The organism is Candidatus Accumulibacter contiguus, from assembly GCF_012940005.1.
Lineage (GTDB): Bacteria > Pseudomonadota > Gammaproteobacteria > Burkholderiales > Rhodocyclaceae > Accumulibacter > Accumulibacter contiguus.
The window spans coordinates 1-15,906 of record NZ_SPMX01000021.1; the positions used below are offsets into that span (position 1 = coordinate 1).

15 protein-coding genes and 1 pseudogene are annotated in these 15,906 nt (G+C 58.3%); 2 read left to right on the top strand and 14 right to left on the bottom strand.

What is annotated here, in order from left to right:
• Positions 1-384 (top strand): annotated as a pseudogene (locus tag E4Q08_RS09115) (IS1634 family transposase); the annotation flags it as partial.
• A gap of 57 nt (positions 385-441) precedes the next feature.
• Positions 442-999, top strand: a complete 558-nt coding sequence (locus E4Q08_RS09120) for a YceH family protein (protein WP_372703592.1) — start codon at positions 442-444, stop codon at positions 997-999.
• A 7-nt stretch (positions 1,000-1,006) separates the two neighbouring features.
• Here the strand turns inward: E4Q08_RS09120 and E4Q08_RS09125 are convergent, their stop codons facing one another.
• From E4Q08_RS09125 to E4Q08_RS09190, 14 genes are all read right to left on the bottom strand, one after another.
• A complete protein-coding gene (locus E4Q08_RS09125; RefSeq protein ID WP_169070154.1) occupies positions 1,007-1,567 on the bottom strand; it encodes an NUDIX domain-containing protein in 561 nt (186 codons plus the stop codon).
• Between the two features lie 199 nt (positions 1,568-1,766).
• A complete protein-coding gene (gene nuoN / locus E4Q08_RS09130) occupies positions 1,767-3,239 on the bottom strand; it encodes an NADH-quinone oxidoreductase subunit NuoN (RefSeq protein ID WP_034918150.1) in 1,473 nt (490 codons plus the stop codon).
• 27 nt (positions 3,240-3,266) lie between these two features.
• Positions 3,267-4,751, bottom strand: coding sequence for an NADH-quinone oxidoreductase subunit M (locus E4Q08_RS09135; protein WP_169070155.1), 1,485 nt, complete (start codon positions 4,749-4,751; stop codon positions 3,267-3,269).
• Between the two features lie 23 nt (positions 4,752-4,774).
• The gene (gene nuoL, locus E4Q08_RS09140) at positions 4,775-6,862 is read right to left on the bottom strand and encodes an NADH-quinone oxidoreductase subunit L (protein WP_169070156.1); all 2,088 of its coding nucleotides are present in this window, start codon (positions 6,860-6,862) and stop codon (positions 4,775-4,777) included.
• Position 6,863: 1 nt separating this feature from the next.
• Positions 6,864-7,169 carry an NADH-quinone oxidoreductase subunit NuoK gene (nuoK, locus tag E4Q08_RS09145; protein ID WP_015768187.1) on the bottom strand — a complete coding sequence of 102 codons (306 nt, stop codon included), beginning with the start codon at positions 7,167-7,169 and terminating at the stop codon, positions 6,864-6,866.
• A 79-nt stretch (positions 7,170-7,248) separates the two neighbouring features.
• Positions 7,249-7,851, bottom strand: coding sequence for an NADH-quinone oxidoreductase subunit J (locus E4Q08_RS09150; protein WP_034910216.1), 603 nt, complete (start codon positions 7,849-7,851; stop codon positions 7,249-7,251).
• A gap of 12 nt (positions 7,852-7,863) precedes the next feature.
• Positions 7,864-8,352: an NADH-quinone oxidoreductase subunit NuoI gene (gene nuoI / locus E4Q08_RS09155; RefSeq protein WP_034910218.1), complete on the bottom strand. Its 489-nt coding sequence runs from the start codon at positions 8,350-8,352 to the stop codon at positions 7,864-7,866.
• A 10-nt stretch (positions 8,353-8,362) separates the two neighbouring features.
• Positions 8,363-9,412 (bottom strand): NADH-quinone oxidoreductase subunit NuoH, encoded by a 1,050-nt coding sequence (nuoH, locus tag E4Q08_RS09160; protein ID WP_169070175.1) that lies wholly within the window; start codon positions 9,410-9,412, stop codon positions 8,363-8,365.
• The gene (gene nuoG, locus E4Q08_RS09165; RefSeq protein ID WP_169070157.1) at positions 9,412-11,739 is read right to left on the bottom strand and encodes an NADH-quinone oxidoreductase subunit NuoG; all 2,328 of its coding nucleotides are present in this window, start codon (positions 11,737-11,739) and stop codon (positions 9,412-9,414) included. The genes nuoH and nuoG overlap by 1 nt, the downstream gene beginning before the upstream one ends.
• 11 nt (positions 11,740-11,750) lie before the next feature.
• Positions 11,751-13,052, bottom strand: coding sequence for an NADH-quinone oxidoreductase subunit NuoF (gene nuoF, locus E4Q08_RS09170; protein WP_169070176.1), 1,302 nt, complete (start codon positions 13,050-13,052; stop codon positions 11,751-11,753).
• 26 nt (positions 13,053-13,078) lie between these two features.
• Positions 13,079-13,552 carry an NADH-quinone oxidoreductase subunit NuoE gene (gene nuoE / locus E4Q08_RS09175; protein ID WP_169070158.1) on the bottom strand — a complete coding sequence of 158 codons (474 nt, stop codon included), beginning with the start codon at positions 13,550-13,552 and terminating at the stop codon, positions 13,079-13,081.
• Positions 13,552-14,805, bottom strand: coding sequence for an NADH-quinone oxidoreductase subunit D (locus tag E4Q08_RS09180; RefSeq protein WP_034914535.1), 1,254 nt, complete (start codon positions 14,803-14,805; stop codon positions 13,552-13,554). The genes nuoE and E4Q08_RS09180 overlap by 1 nt, the downstream gene beginning before the upstream one ends.
• A complete protein-coding gene (locus E4Q08_RS09185) occupies positions 14,798-15,403 on the bottom strand; it encodes an NADH-quinone oxidoreductase subunit C (protein WP_169070159.1) in 606 nt (201 codons plus the stop codon). The genes E4Q08_RS09180 and E4Q08_RS09185 overlap by 8 nt, the downstream gene beginning before the upstream one ends.
• A 23-nt stretch (positions 15,404-15,426) precedes the next feature.
• Positions 15,427-15,903 carry a NuoB/complex I 20 kDa subunit family protein gene (locus tag E4Q08_RS09190; protein ID WP_169070160.1) on the bottom strand — a complete coding sequence of 159 codons (477 nt, stop codon included), beginning with the start codon at positions 15,901-15,903 and terminating at the stop codon, positions 15,427-15,429.
• Between the last annotated feature and the right edge of the window lie 3 nt (positions 15,904-15,906).

Here is a 15,906-nt window from a genome sequence, read left to right on the forward strand (position 1 = left end):
GATGCGCGTTATCGCGATCTGCAAAAAGTCGAGCGCAACTTCCGCACCGTGAAAACCACCTTTCTGGAAATTCGCCCGATCTTCCTGCGCAAGGCCGAGCGGACCAAGGCGCATGTCTTCGTGGCGATGCTGGCCTTAAAAATCACGCGGCGGTTTGAAGCGGCTCTGCGGCAGACCTTCGGCAGCACCGAAGACGACCCCGCCGCCATCACCCCGGACGACGCCCTGGTGGCCCTCGGACGATTGACCTATCTCTACACCACCGACCGCAACGGTCAGCGTCACACGCATCTGCCACGCCCGGACGATCAACAGGCCAAAATCCTCAGCGCCATCGGTCTGTCCTTCCCGCTCAAGGCCAAAGCCGACAAGCTCGCCGCGTAGGCAGGCGCCGCTTTTGCGGCATCGGCTATTTTTTTAACAAAAACCGATAGTTACAGCATAACTGCGCTTGCTGGCTGGGGGAAGATCCGTCTGACCCTGGGCTGCAACCAGAAATCCGCCCGCGAGCCAGTGATCAGCGCCCCGGAAAGCGAGGTGCAGGCGGCTCTCGAAGAACTGCGCGGCCGCGTTCTGGTGCTCGAAACCTATGGCGCATCGGGTCGTGTCCTGCGTTATGCACAGAATTTCGGCAAGGTGTACGGCGTGCCGCCAGCGAGCGTGGCGCTGCTCGCGATGCTGGCGCTGCGTGGCCCGCAGACGGTCAGCGAGTTGCGCGCCAACAGCGAGCGACTGTACCGCTTCGACGATAGTTCCTCGGTCGAGGCTTACCTGGAGGAACTGGCTGAGCGCAGCAGCGGCGCTCTGGTCATCCGGCTGCCCAAGCAGGCCGGTTCCCGCGAACATCGCTGGGCACACCTGCTCTGCGGCGCAGTCGCCCTGCCGTCTGAAGAGCCAACTCGTGAGACAAGCGGCGAGCGGAGAGAACTCGAAGAACGGGTGACTCGCCTGGAGGTGCAGGTTGCCGAACTGCAGGCTGCTCTCAAGGATCTCCTCTAACGACAAATCACCAGCCGCCTACGAGTGCCTTTTCCGCCCAAAACAGCCCGGTGATGGTCTTGGCGTCAGTGATGGCGCCGCTGCGCACCGCTGCCAGCGCTTCATCCAGCGGCAGGCTGAGTAGATCCATGAACTCGCCACTATCGAGGGTCTGGTCCGCTTCACGCTGCAGACCGCGGGCAAGAAAAATCTCGATTCGCTCATCCGAATAGCCGACGCAGGGGTGCATCACACCGAGGTAGCGCCATTTTGCCGCGCGATAGCCGGTCTCTTCGAGCAACTCACGACTAGCGGTAGTGAGAATGTCTTCGCCAGGATCAATTTTGCCAGCCGGCAGTTCAAGGAAAGAACGGCTGAGGGGATAGCGATACTGGCGTACGAAGAGGAGTTCGCCATCATCGAGTTCGGCGATGATCGCCACTGCCCCCTGGTGTCGCACGTATTCCCGCAAACACTCCCTGCCGTCCGGCAGTAAAACCCGGTCACGACGCAGATCGAGCAACTTGCCGTGGAAGATCTGTGTGCTCTCGAGTGGCTCCTCGTAGAGGTGTGGATATTCTTCTTCCATTGCTTTCCTTCCGTAAATGCCAACGGTCATGACTCATGGAACCACTTCGATGGAGAGAAGTCATGACCGTTTCCCTCACCCCCGGCTCCTCTCCCGCATCCGGACAAGGGGAGGTTCTTGAGTCGCGGACGCGACTTTCATGGTAATGAAAACGCCCCGGCTGGCGGGGCGTTCCGGTCAACGAGGCAGTATGATACCGTTAGAGCGAGCGCAACAGGGCAAAAGCGCAAAGCGACATCAGCGCCTGCGGAAAGATCCCGAGCAGGGCAACCGCCAGGCCATTGGCCGACATCAGCACCTTCACGTCGAGTGGCGCTGCGATCGGGGTGGGGTTGGTCGGCTGATCAAAGTACATGATTTTGACGACGCGCAGGTAGTAGAAACAACCAATCAGCGAGAAGAAGATCGCAACGATGGCCAGCCACAGGTAGCCCGCAGCAACCACCGCCTGCAGCACCGAGAACTTGGCAAAAAAGCCGACGAAGAACGGTACGCCCGCCATCGAGAACATCATCATCATCATCATTGCTGCAAACCATGGGCTACGCTTGTTGAGACCCTTGAAGTCGTCGATCTCATCCGATTCGAAACCGGCACGCGCCAACAACAGGATCATGCCGAAGGTCCCGGCACTGGTCAGCACATAGGTGATGACATAAAACATCGACGAACTGTAGGCATTGAGTGCAAAACGCGCGTCGCCGCCAACCACGCCGGTGACCATCCCGAGCAGCATGAAACCCATGTGTGAGATTGCCGAATAGGCCAGCATCCGCTTCAGGTTGGTCTGCGCGATGGCGGCAATGTTGCCTATGCCCATTGACAGCACCGAAAGCAGAATCAGCATCGTCTGCCAGTCCTGGGAGAGGACGATCAGCCCGTTGACCAGCAGGCGAATGACCATCGCAAATGCCGCCAGTTTTGGTGCGGTGGCAATGAACAAGGTGACCGCTGTCGGTGCGCCATGATACACGTCCGGAATCCACATGTGAAAGGGCACCACGCCCAGCTTGAAGGCAATGCCAGAGACCAGGAAGACCACACCGAATACCAGGATCGTCCCGTCTGCCTGTCCGCTGTACAGGCGCTCGGCGACGGCCGTGATTTCCAGGGTACCGGTCGCGCCGTAGATCATCGACATGCCGTACAGGAGGAGACCGGAAGCCAGCGCGCCCAGGACAAAATACTTCATCGCCGCCTCGGTGGCCGGAATCGAGTCACGATTCATGGCCACCATCGCGTACAGGGAGAGCGACAGCAATTCCAGACCGATATAGACGGTGACAAAATGGTTTGCCGAAATCATCACCATCATGCCCAGCGTGGCAAAAAGCGCCAGGGCGTAATACTCGCCCTTGGCCATCTGCTCGCGCTCGAGGATATAGCCTCGGGAATAGAACAGCACCACCATCACCGTCAGATACAGCAACAGCTTCAACAGGTCGGCCATCAGATCACCGACGTACATATTGCTGAAGGTGTAGCTGATTTCACCCGAACTCGTCGAAAAGGTGATCACCGCCGCACCGATCAGGGTCAACTGGGTGGCGACGAAAGTCGCCGTGCGCTTCCTGTCCTTGGCCAGAAGATCGAACAGGAGGATCAGGCAAGCCATCAGCAAGATGAAGATCTCCGCAGTTGCAATGCGAAGGTCCGGCGTCAGGAACTGCATTTCGGCAAGAGTCATAGCGGCTACCAATTATTGGATCTTGCTGAGGGCGACGTGACGCAGCAGCTCATTGACCGAGCTGTGCATGACTTCAGTAAAGGGTTGGGGATAGAGACCCATGCCCAGCGCGCCAATGGCGAAGAGGACGAAGATGAAAAACTCGCGTGCATTGATGTCGGTGAGTTCGGCGACGTGGTGATTGGCCACGGCACCAAACACCACGCGCTTGTACATCCACAGCGTATAGGCGGCGCCGACAATCATCGTCGAGGCAGCGGCGAAAGCCACCCAGAAATGGTGATCGACGGCAGCGAGGATGACCATGAACTCGCCAACAAAGCCCGAGGTGGCCGGCAGACCGGCGTTGGCCATCGCAAAAAGCATGAAGAATGCGGCAAACTTGGGCATCTTGTTGACCACACCGCCGTAATCCGCGATCTGTCGCGAATGCGCCCGATCGTACATGACACCGATCGAGAAGAACATCGCACCCGACACAAAACCGTGCGAGATCATCTGCACCAGTGCGCCTTCGATACCCAGGGCGCTGAAGATGAAGAAACCAAGGGTCACGAAACCCATGTGTGCGATCGAGGAATACGCGACGAGTTTCTTCATGTCCTCCTGAGCAAGAGCAACGAAGCCGATGTAGATGATGGCGATCAACGATAGCGCAATGACCAGTCCGCCGAGAGCATGTGAAGCATCCGGGGTGATCGGCAGCGAGAAACGGAGAAAACCATACGCGCCGAGTTTCAGGGCGATCGCCGCCAGCACGATCGATCCACCCGTCGGCGCCTCGACGTGCGCGTCGGGCAACCACGTGTGCACCGGCCACATCGGTACCTTGACCGCAAACGCCACCAGGAAGGCCAGGAACAGCCAGGTCTGCGCGGTCATGCCGATCGGCAACTGGTGCCAGTCGAGAATCGAGAAACTGCCGCCGGATGCGATGAACAGGTACAGCAGCGCGATCAGGAAGAGCAGCGAACCGAAGAGGGTAAAGAGGAAGAACTTGAATGCCGCGTACACCCGTTTCGGGCCACCCCAGATGCCGATGATCAGGTACAGAGGGATCAGCGAGGCTTCGAAGAACACGTAGAACAGCAGGCCATCGAGTGCCGAAAAGATGCCGTTCAATAAACCGGACATGATCAGGAAACCCGCGTTGTACTGCGCCACCTTGTTGTCGATGACCTGCCAGCCGGCGAGGACGACAGTCACCGTGATGAAGCTGTTGAGGATGACAAAAAGCATCGAGATCCCGTCAACACCAAGATGGTAGTTCACATTGAAACGCGGAATCCAGGTCTTGAGTTCGACGAACTGCATCGCCGGCGTGTGCATGTCAAAACCGGTATACAGCGGAATCGTCACCAACAGGCCTGCGAGAGCACCCATTAGCGACAGCATCCGGGCCAGCGGTGCATTGCGATCGGAGCCCGTCGCCAGGACAATCAAACCGGCGAGGATCGGAATCCAGATGGCAAGAGAGAGAAGCGGCGTGCCTGACATATCGTTCCCAGTCTTTCTCTAGCTCAGGCGCGCGTGACCCACAGGGTCATCAAGATGAACACGCCGATAATCATCGTAAAAGCGTAGTGGTAAATGTGACCCGTCTGGAACAGACGTAGCAGGGTCGCAAACCAGCCTACGAGGCGTACAGAACCATTGACGATGATGCCGTCGATCAGGCCAGCGTCGCCACCCTTCCAGAGGCCTCGGCCGAGAAGGCGTGCGCCACCGGCAAAGATCACGTCGTTGAACTTGTCAAAGTAATACTTGTTGTCAAGCAGGGTGTACAGAAATCCACAACGGTCCTTGATGGTTTCCGGAATGTCCGGGCGCTTCATGTACAGAAACCAGGCCAGCGCCACGCCGAGGAAAGCCAGCCAGAAAACCAGCGTGGTGACCGCGTGTGTCGCCATGGCGAAAGCGCCGTGGAAGTGATGCGCAAGCTCCTCTACGACCGGATGCGCCTCGACATCGACAAAAATTGCGCTCTTGAAGTAGTCGCCAAAAAGCATCGGCTCGATCGCGATGTAGCCGATGACCACCGATGGGATCGCCAGCAGGATCAGGGGCAAGGTCACCACCCAGGGTGTCTCGTGCGGCTTCTGACCCGGGGCAAGGCCATGGTGTTCGGCATGCGCGTCATCCGCCGGATGGGCGTGATCGGCATCTGCCAAATGATCGTCGTGGGCCGCATGATGAGCTGCTTTGCCGTGCGTGGCATGATCCTCATGTGCTGCCTTGCCAAAGCGCTCCTGGCCATGAAAGACCAGGAAATACATGCGGAAAGAGTAGAAAGCGGTGACGAAAACCCCGGCCAGGACGCAAAAATGGGCAAAACCGGCGCCGGGGATGTGTGCCAGGGCAACCGCTTCGATGATCGAGTCCTTGGAGTAGAAACCGGCAAAAAAGGGCGTTCCGATCAGCGCCAGAGAGCCGATCAAAGAGGTAATCCAGGTGATCGGCATATACTTGCGCAGGCCACCCATATTGCGGATGTCCTGATCGTGGTGCATGCCGATGATCACCGAACCAGCAGCGAGGAACAACAGTGCCTTGAAGAAGGCGTGCGTCATCAGGTGGAAGATCGCCACCGAATAGGCCGAGGCGCCAAGGGCGACGGTCATGTAGCCGAGCTGGGACAGCGTCGAATAGGCGACGACGCGTTTGATGTCATTCTGGATGATGCCGAGGAAGCCCATGAACAGTGCCGTGACCGAACCGATGACGATGACAAAGGAGAGTGCCGTATCGGAAAGCTCGAACAGTGGCGACATGCGCGCAACCATGAAGATGCCCGCAGTCACCATCGTCGCGGCATGGATCAGCGCGGAGATCGGTGTCGGGCCCTCCATCGAGTCGGGCAGCCAGACATGCAGTGGAACCTGCGCCGATTTGCCCATCGCACCAATGAACAACAGGATGCAGATCGCCGTCATCAACGCGACACCCTCGCCTTCGCCAAACAATACGATGCTGGTATGGGAGGCCACTTCCGGCGCCTTGGCAAAAACGGCAGCGTAATCGAGCGTACCAAAGTGGGCAAGCACCAGACCAATGCCCAGGATGAAGCCGAAGTCACCGACACGGTTGACCAGGAACGCTTTCAGGTTGGCGAAGATCGCCGTCGGCCGGGTATACCAGAAACCGATCAGCAGATAGGAAACCAGACCGACGGCCTCCCAGCCAAAGAAGAGTTGCATGAAGTTGTTGCTCATCACGAGCATCAACATCGAGAACGTAAATAGGGCAATGTAGCTGAAGAAACGATTGTAGCCAGGATCGTCCTGCATGTAGCCGATGGTGTAGATATGCACCATCAGCGAAACGAAGGTGACGACCAGCATCATGGTGACCGTCAGTTGATCGATCAGGAATCCTACTTCGAAACGATAGTCGCCAGACGTCAGCCACTGGTACACCGGGCCGTTGTAGGTATTGCCGGCCATCACGTCCTTGAAGATCACGTACGATGCGATGCAGGCGATCGCCACCCCGCCAGTGGTCACGGTGTGCGCCACCCAGCGCGGGAGCACGCGGCAGAACAAGCCGGCAATGATGGCACCAAGCAACGGTGCCAGAGGAACCAGCAGGTAGAGCTTTTGCATTTCCATGTCAACCCTTCAGGCTGTCCAGATCATCCACGTGGATGGTCTTGAGATTGCGGAACAGCACCACGAGAATCGCCAGCCCGATTGCCGACTCGGCTGCGGCGACGGTCAGGATGAAGAACACGAAGACCTGTCCGGCAAGATCCTGCAAGTAGTGGGAAAAAGCGATGAAATTCATGTTCACTGCCAGCAGCATCAACTCGATCGACATCAATATGATGATCAGGTTCTTGCGGTTGAGGAAGATGCCGACGACGCTGATCGCGAACAGGATCGCGCCCAGGATCAAAAAATGGGACAGTGTAAGCAAGGTGCCTCCCTGATTCCTTCTGCATGGGGTGGAAGGTTTCGCCACCCCTCTTATTGTCAGTCTTGGTGCTGCCGTCTGTTCAGTCGCGCTTCTCGGCAGGCATCTGCAGTACGCGCACACGATCCCTGGCTTTCACGAAAACCTGCCGTGATGCATCGACCGACTTGTTCTTGCGCTTCTCGCGCTGTGTCAGCGCCACCGCCGCGACAATCCCGACGAGCAGAATGACCGAGGCCAGTTCGAAGGGATACATGTATTCGGTGAACATCAGCCGCCCGACGGACTGGACGTTGCTGGTATCAGCGCCTGCCTGCGCGACGTTGCTCTCGAACAGCCCGAGGTAATTGCCCCCCAGAACCAACGCCATTTCAGCGACCATCAGCAAGGCAATGATCGCTCCCAGCGGCAGGTAACTCCAGAATCCTTCACGCAGGCGGTCGAGGTTGATGTCGAGCATCATGACCACAAACAGGAAGAGCACCATCACTGCGCCGACATAGACCAGCACCAGGGCGATTGCCAGAAACTCGGCCTGCAACAGCATCCACACGCCACTCGCGGAAAAGAACGCGAGCACCAGATAGAGCGCGGCGTGCACCGGATTGCGTGCAGTGATCACGCGCAGCCCGGCAAACACCAGAATCGCCGAGAGAAAGTAAAAAACGAAGGTCTTGAATTCCATCGCGTCGGCCTGTCAGCGGTATTTCGAGTCGAGTTCGCGGTCTTCGGCGATCTGCGCTTCGTAGCGGTCACCATTGGCCAGCAACATCGGCTTGGTGTAGTAGAGGTCGCCCCGTGTCTCCCCGTGGTACTCGAAGATCCGTGTCTCGACGATGGCATCGACCGGACAGGCCTCTTCGCAAAAGCCGCAGAAAATGCACTTCGTCAGGTCAATGTCGTAACGGGTGGTCCGCCGCGAACCATCCTCACGCTGCTCCGACTCGATGGTAATGGCCATCGCCGGACAAACCGCCTCGCACAACTTGCACGCAATGCACCGCTCCTCACCGTTCGGATAGCGTCGCAGCGCGTGCAGGCCGCGGAAGCGGAAGCTCTGTGGTGTCTTTTCTTCGGGGTACTGCACGGTGATCTTGCGGGCAAACATGTAGCGCCCGGTCACTGACAAGCCCTTCAACAGTTCCTTGAGCAGGAGGCTGTTGAAAATTTCCTTCATTGAACCCATGACTAGCCTCTCACTTCCAGATGTTCAAGGGCGACATCATCCAGGTGCCGACCACAACCAGCCATATCAGGCACAGCGGGATGAACACTTTCCAGCCCAGACGCATGATCTGGTCGTAGCGATAGCGAGGGAAGGTAGCGCGAACCCAGAGGAAGACGAACAGAACCGCCGAGATTTTCAGGAATAGCCACAGAATCCCATCCGGCAGGAAGCCCACCGGCGACAGCCAGCCGCCGAGAAACAGGATTGCGGTCAGCGTTGACACCAGGATCATGTTGGCATATTCGGCAAGGAAGAACACCGCAAAAGCCATTCCCGAATATTCAACGTGGAAGCCAACGATCTCGGATTCGCCTTCCGCCAGATCGAATGGCGCACGGTTGGTTTCGGCGACGACCGAGGTCAGATAAACAACAAACATCGGCAGCAGCGGCAACCAGTTCCACGACAGGAATCCCAGCCCCCGATCAACGAAGTAGCCCCGCCCCTGGCCGTTCACAATGTCGCCAAGGTTGAGGCTGTTCGAAACCATCAACACCACCACCAGCGCCAGCCCCATGGCAACTTCGTACGAAATCATCTGGGCTGCGGAGCGCATGCCCCCGAGAAAGGCATATTTCGAATTCGAAGCCCAGCCCGAAAGAATGATTCCATAGACGCCGATCGAGGTGATTGACATGATGTAGAGCAGGCTGGCGTTGACGTTCGCCAGGACCAGCGTGTCGTTGAACGGAACCACCGCCCAGGCGGCCAGCGCCGGCGCAAAGGCGAACATCGGCGCGAGCAGAAAGACGCTCTTGTCCGATCCGGTCGGGATGACCACTTCCTTCAACAACAGCTTCAGGCCGTCGGCGATCGGCTGAATCAGCCCCCAGGGACCGACACGGTTCGGGCCGATACGCACCTGCATCCAGCCGATGACCTTGCGTTCCCAGAAAGTCAGATAGGCAACGCAGAGCAGCAATGGCGCGATGATCAGAACGATCTTGAGCAGAACCCAGATCAGCGGAAATACCGACCCGAAAATCCCTTGCAACAATCCCTGCAGCGCATCGATCATCATGCACGCTCCACGTTGATCGCACCGAACATTTCACCCAGCGCTGCCGTCGTCACATGCGCTGCAGAGATGCGAACACAGCCCGCAGGTACCGTTTCGTCGGCCCTGGCGGTGAGAACAGCCTCGCAGCTCCCCTGGCTGATACGTACCGGAGCCCCGTCGGTGACGACCAGCCTCGCCAGCGTTGCCGCATTCATGCGCGCCGTCGGAGCCACCGCATCACGCGTCTTCTGGAGTGACGGAGCGCGACGAGCAATCGGGTCGGCAAAATAGATCGGCACATCGGCAATGCGCTGCAACTCGCCAGTCGTCTCCGTCAGTGACAGGGAAACGCCGCTGACGCCGTTGTCCAGGCCGGCAACGAATGCGGCTCCTGCGGGAACCATTTCGTCTCGCACATGCTCACTCGAATTCTGGTCGAAACCGGGTAGTGCCAGCAGATTGCCCAGTACGCGCAGCACTTTCCAGCCGGGGCGCGCATCGCCCAGGGGGCGAACGACACCGGTGAAACTCTGGATACGGCCTTCGGTGTTTACGAAGGACCCCGAAGTCTCGGTAAAGGGCGTGATCGGCAGCAGGACGTCGGCGTAGTCCCTTGCCGCGCCGTCGCTGAATGGCGTCAACATCACGACCAGTGCGGCGTCCTTGAGTGCGGCCATGGCCTGTTGCGGGTCGTGACAATCGAGTTCTGGTTCAAGGCCGAGCAGGATATAGGCCTTGCGGGGTTGAGCGAACATTTCGTAAGCGTTGAGCGCTGTCGGCAAAGCCTTCGCGACATACCCACCAACGCTATTGGCGGCCTCTCCGATGAAGCCACAGGTGGCACCTGTCAGCCGTGCGAGTTCGACGGCCAGGGCGTGCAGTTGCGCTGCCTGTGGATGTTGCTCGGCTGCATTGCCAAGGAAAACCGCCCGCTTCTCGCCTTCGAGCAGGCTCCTGGCGATCGCCTGGCTGGTCGCACCAGGGTCGACCGACTCGAGTCCGGCTGGCACCAGCTCGCCTTTCAATTGTGCCGCCGCCTTGACAATCATAGCCATTGCCAGCGGCAGTTCAGCGGGAGAAACGGTCAGCTGCGCGTGCAAATTGATCAGCGAATCGTCGCCACTGGACGAAAGCAGGCTGACCTTGCCCCATTTCTTGGCCAACTGACGCAAACGCTGAGCGAATAGAGGATGGTCCTTGCGCAGGAAGCTGCCCACCACCAATGCTGCGTCGAGATCCTTGATTTCGGAGAGCTTGAGACCGAGCCAGGGAATGCCACCAAGCTTGCCATCGGCCGAAAAGTCACGACGCCGCGGACGAAAGTCGACGCTGCCCGATCCGAGAGCACGCGTCAGCTTCTGCAGCAGGTAGAGTTCTTCGAGCGTCGCCTGCGGCGAGGCCAGCGCTGCCAGCGCTGCTGCGCCGCTATTGCCGACGACATCCTTGAGGGCATGCGAAACGTAATCGAGGGCGACATTCCAATCGACTTCGCGCAGCGCCCCATCGACACGAATCATCGGCTTGCCGAGCCTGGCCGGAGAATTCAGCGCTTCGTAGGAAAAGCGTTCCTTGTCGGAAATCCAGCACTCATTGACGTCTTCGTTGTCACGCGGCAGAACGCGCATCACGACGTTGTTCTTGACCTGCACGGTCAGGTTGGCGCCAATGCTGTCGTGCGGACTGATCGACCGGCGCCGCGACAACTCCCAGCTCCGTGCCGAGTAGCGAAAAGGCCGGGAGGTCAGAGCACCCACCGGGCACAGGTCGATCATGTTTCCGGAAAGTTCCGAATCGACCGAGCGACCAACAAAAGTCGTGATCTCCGAGTGCATGTTGCGACTGGCCATGCCGAGTTCCATCACGCCGGCAATTTCCTGCCCGAAGCGAACGCAGCGAGTGCAATGAATGCAGCGTGCCATTTCCTGCATCGAGATCAGAGGACCGACATCCTTGTGGAAAACGACCCGTTTGTCTTCCTGAAAACGCGATGCGCCGCCGCCGTAACCGACCGCCAGGTCCTGGAGTTGGCACTCACCACCCTGGTCGCAGATCGGGCAATCCAGCGGGTGATTGATCAGCAGGAACTCCATCACGCCTTTCTGCGCCTTGACCGCCAGTTCGGAATGAGTGAACACCTTCATGCCGTTGGTGACCGGTGTCGCGCAGGCAGGCAGGGGCTTCGGCGCCTTCTCTACCTGCACCAGACACATCCGGCAATTGGCAGCGATCGAGAGCTTCTTGTGATAGCAGAAATGCGGGATATAGGCCCCCAACTGCTGTGCAGCATCCATGATGGTACTGCCATCAGGCACCTGTGCCATCTTGCCGTCGATTTCGATTTCCATCGTCTCGTACCCTAAACCGTTGCCATAAAGAAGCCACTGCCGGCACGCTGCACATCAACGGGCACGAGGCACTTCTTGTGTTCGATGTGGTACGAGAACTCGTCGCGATAATGTTTGATAAAGCTCTGTACCGGCATCGATGCGGCATCGCCAAGCGCGCAAATGGTGCGGCCCATGATGTTGGTGGTCACACTCTCGAGCAGTTCGAGATCATCGGGACGACCCTTGCCGCTCTCTATTCGATGCACCACCTTGTAAAGCCAGCTGGTTCCTTCACGGCATGGCGTGCACTGGCCACAGGATTCCTCGTAGTAGAAGAACGAGAGCCGCTCGAGCGCCTTCACCATGCAGGTCGTCTCGTCCATGACGATGACCGCGCCCGAGCCCAGCATCGAGCCCGCCTTGCTGATACCATCGTAGTCCATGGTGGCATTCATCATCATCGCCGCGGGAACGACCGGCGCCGAGGAACCACCCGGAATACAGGCCTTCAATTTCCGACCACCACGCATGCCGCCAGCCATTTCGAGCAGCGTGGCGAACGGTGTCCCAAGGGGAATTTCGTAGTTCCCTGGCCGGTTTACGTGACCCGAAACCGAGAATAGCTTGGTCCCGCCGTTATTCGGCTTACCGGCTTCGAGATAGGCCTCGCCGCCAAGATTCATGATGTAAGGGATCGAGGCAAAGGTTTCGGTATTGTTGATCGTGGTCGGTTTACCATAAAGGCCGAATGAGGCAGGGAAAGGCGGCTTGAAGCGCGGCTGCCCCTTCTTGCCTTCGATCGATTCGAGCAGCGCAGTTTCTTCGCCGCAGATATAGGCACCGTAACCGTGATGCGCGAAGAGTTCAAAATTGAAACCCGAGCCCAGTAGGTCGGAGCCGAGAAAGCCAGCGGCTCGAGCTTCATCGAGGGCTTCCTCGAAGCGCTCGTAGAGTTCCCAGACTTCGCCATGGATGTAGTTGTAACCCCGTGCGGCGCCCATCGCGTAGCCGGCAATGACCATCCCCTCGATTACCGAATGCGGGTTGTAGCGCAGGATGTCGCGATCCTTGAAAGTACCGGGTTCGCCTTCATCGGAATTGCATACCACGTACTTATCCCCGGGAAAGGAACGTGGCATGAAACTCCATTTGAGGCCGGTCGGAAATCCGGCGCCGCCGCGACCCCGCAGAACCGACTTCTTGACCTCGTTGATGACCTCGCCCTGGGGCATCTTTTCTTCGAGAACTCGCCGTAGCGCCGAATAACCGCCACGCTTGACGTAATCCGCCAGGCGCCAGGCCTTGTCGCCGTCCAGACCGACGCTGAGCATTGGGTTGAGTGCACCGAGAATCGCCATTACTTGAGCTCCGCCAGCAGTTTGTCGATTTGCTCGGGATTCATCCAGCTGCACATGCGACGGTTATTGACGATCATCACCGGCGCGTCGCCACAGGCACCCATGCACTCACTCTCCTTGAGCGTGATCAGTCCGTCGGGAGTCGTCTCGTTGTAGCCGATTCCCAATTTTTTCTGCAGGTATTCGCCGGCATCGACTCCGCCGGTGAGCATGCATGGCAAGTTGGTACACACCGACACCTTATACTTGCCAACCGGCTTGAGGTCGTACATGTTGTAGAAGGTCGCCACCTCGTAGGCGGCGATCGGCGGCATGCCAAGGTAGTTGGCAACAGCCTCGATGGCTTCGCTGGAGAGCCAGCCCAGCTGTTCCTGCGCGATGGCGAGCGCCGCCATGACCGCTGACTGTTTCTGGTCAGCCGGGTACTTGGCAATTTCGCGATCAATTCTCTTGAGGGATTCTGAAGTCAACATCAGCGGTCAATCTCGCCAAAAACAACGTCCTGGGAACCAATGATCGTCACCACGTCGGCCAGCATATGGCCGCGCACCATCTCATCCATTGCCGACAGGTGCACATAACCCGGAGGACGGATCTTCAAGCGATAGGGCTTGTTGGCACCGTCGGAAATCACGTAGATGCCGAACTCTCCCTTGGGGTGCTCGACCGCTGAATAGACTTCACCCTCCGGCACATGCATGCCTTCGGTACAGAGCTTGAAGTGGTGGATCAATTCTTCCATATTGGACTTCATCGCTTCGCGATCCGGCGGCGCAACCTTGTGATTGTCGGACATCACCGGACCCGGGTTCTGCCGTAACCAGTCGATACACTGTTTGACGATGCGGTTGGACTGGCGCATTTCTTCCATGCGGACCAGATAGCGATCGTAGGAATCACCGGTGACGCCTACCGGGATGTCGAAATCCATCCGGTCATAGACTTCGTAGGGCTGTTTCTTGCGCAGATCCCAGGCAATACCGGACCCACGCAACATCGGCCCGGTAAAGCCGCGCTGCAGCGCCCGCTCCGGTGAAACGATGCCGACATTCACCAGACGCTGTTTCCAGATGCGGTTATCCGTGAGCAGCGTTTCGTACTCGTCGAGCAACTTCGGAAAGCGACTCACGAAATCGTCGAGAAAGTCCAGCAGGGAGCCGCTGCGCACCTCGTTGAAGGGCTTGATCTGGGCGGCGCTCTTCCACTTCGACTCCTGATACTGTGCCATGCGATCAGGCAGGTCGCGGTAAACACCGCCCGGCCGATAGTAGGCGGCATGCATGCGTGCGCCCGAAACCGCCTCGTAGGCATCAATCAGGTCTTCACGCTCCCGGAAGGCATAAAGCACCATGGTCATTGCACCGACGTCGAGGCCGTGACAGCCGACCCAGAGCAGATGATTGAGGATACGGGTGATCTCGTCGAACATTACCCGGATGTATTGGGCACGGATCGGCACCTCGACATTCAACAGCCTTTCGATCGCCATGCAGTAGGCATGCTCGTTACACATCATCGACATGTAGTCGAGGCGATCCATGTAGGGCACCGACTGGATCCAGGTCTTGTTCTCGGCAAGCTTTTCGGTAGCGCGGTGGAGCAAGCCAATATGCGGATCGGCACGCATCACCACTTCACCGTCCAACTCAAGCACCATCCGCAGAACACCGTGCGCCGCCGGATGCTGCGGCCCGAAATTCAGGGTAAAGTTGCGCAGTTCAGGCATTGTCGACGTTCCCGTAGGTCGCTTCGCGAACGATCCGCGGCGTGATCTCGCGCGGCTCGATGGTCACCGGCTGATAGATGACCCGCTGCTGCTCCGGGTCGTAGCGCATTTCGACATAGCCTGAAATCGGGAAATCCTTGCGGAACGGATGTCCGATAAAGCCATAGTCGGTGAGGATGCGGCGCAAATCTTCGTGCCCTGGGAAAACAATTCCAAACAGGTCGAAAGCCTCGCGCTCAAACCAGTTGACACTGTTCCAGACCGAGGTAACCGAAGGCAGAGAGGGGAAATCGTCATCGGGCGCAAAGCAGCGAACGCGCAGCCGCCAGTTCCTGCTGATCGACAAGAGCTGACTGACCGCAGCGAAACGCCGCCCCTCTCGCTGCACGTTGCCATAGACCGAATAGTCGACGCCACAGAGGTCGATCAATTCTTCGAAACACAGTTCCGGCTCGTCGTGAAGAGTCTGCATCACCACCAGGTAGTCGGCGGCATCGACCTCGATGGTCACTTCACCGAGCGCCACCTTCAGGGATTTGACTCGATCACCGAGATGTTTCTGCAAATTCTGGCTAAGCGCTTCCAGCGTGGCGGACATGGCTCACTCTCGGTTGGTTGTTTTCAGCGGGCGATGGTACTGGTCCGACGAATCTTGTTCTGTAACTGAATCAGGCCGTAGATCAACGCCTCGGCAGTCGGAGGGCAACCCGGAACGTAGATGTCGACAGGAACGATCCGATCGCAACCGCGTACCACGGAGTACGCGTAATGATAGTAACCGCCACCATTGGCGCAGGAACCCATCGAAACCACCCAGCGCGGCTCGGCCATCTGATCGTAAACTTTGCGCATCGCTGGCGCCATTTTGTTGGTCAGAGTCCCGGCAACGACCATCACATCGGACTGCCGAGGGCTGGGGCGAAAAACGATTCCAAAACGGTCCAGATCATAGCGCGAGCAACCGGCATGAATCATCTCGATGGCGCAGCAGGCGAGCCCGAAGCTCATCGGCCAAATCGAACCGGTTCGAACGTAATTGATCAGCTTGTCGGCCGTGGTGGTGACGAAGCCTTCCTGAAGAATGCCTTCAATGCCCATCAC

Excerpts from the sequence above, each read along its gene's own strand:
- nuoE (WP_169070158.1), bottom strand. The coding sequence starts at position 13,552 with ATGTTGACTTCAGAATCCCTCAAGAGAATTGATCGCGAAATTGCCAAG.
- nuoN (WP_034918150.1), bottom strand. The coding sequence starts at position 3,239 with ATGCAGTTCCTGACGCCGGACCTTCGCATTGCAACTGCGGAGATCTTC.
- nuoL (WP_169070156.1), bottom strand. The coding sequence starts at position 6,862 with ATGGAAATGCAAAAGCTCTACCTGCTGGTTCCTCTGGCACCGTTGCTT.
- E4Q08_RS09185 (WP_169070159.1), bottom strand. The coding sequence starts at position 15,403 with ATGTCCGCCACGCTGGAAGCGCTTAGCCAGAATTTGCAGAAACATCTC.
- nuoH (WP_169070175.1), bottom strand. The coding sequence starts at position 9,412 with ATGATCGATGCGCTGCAGGGATTGTTGCAAGGGATTTTCGGGTCGGTA.
- E4Q08_RS09150 (WP_034910216.1), bottom strand. The coding sequence starts at position 7,851 with ATGGAATTCAAGACCTTCGTTTTTTACTTTCTCTCGGCGATTCTGGTG.
- E4Q08_RS09190 (WP_169070160.1), bottom strand. The coding sequence starts at position 15,903 with ATGGGCATTGAAGGCATTCTTCAGGAAGGCTTCGTCACCACCACGGCC.
- nuoF (WP_169070176.1), bottom strand. The coding sequence starts at position 13,052 with ATGCTCAGCGTCGGTCTGGACGGCGACAAGGCCTGGCGCCTGGCGGAT.
- nuoG (WP_169070157.1), bottom strand. The coding sequence starts at position 11,739 with ATGGAAATCGAAATCGACGGCAAGATGGCACAGGTGCCTGATGGCAGT.
- nuoI (WP_034910218.1), bottom strand. The coding sequence starts at position 8,352 with ATGGGTTCAATGAAGGAAATTTTCAACAGCCTCCTGCTCAAGGAACTG.
- E4Q08_RS09180 (WP_034914535.1), bottom strand. The coding sequence starts at position 14,805 with ATGCCTGAACTGCGCAACTTTACCCTGAATTTCGGGCCGCAGCATCCG.
- E4Q08_RS09135 (WP_169070155.1), bottom strand. The coding sequence starts at position 4,751 with ATGTCAGGCACGCCGCTTCTCTCTCTTGCCATCTGGATTCCGATCCTC.
- E4Q08_RS09125 (WP_169070154.1), bottom strand. The coding sequence starts at position 1,567 with ATGGAAGAAGAATATCCACACCTCTACGAGGAGCCACTCGAGAGCACA.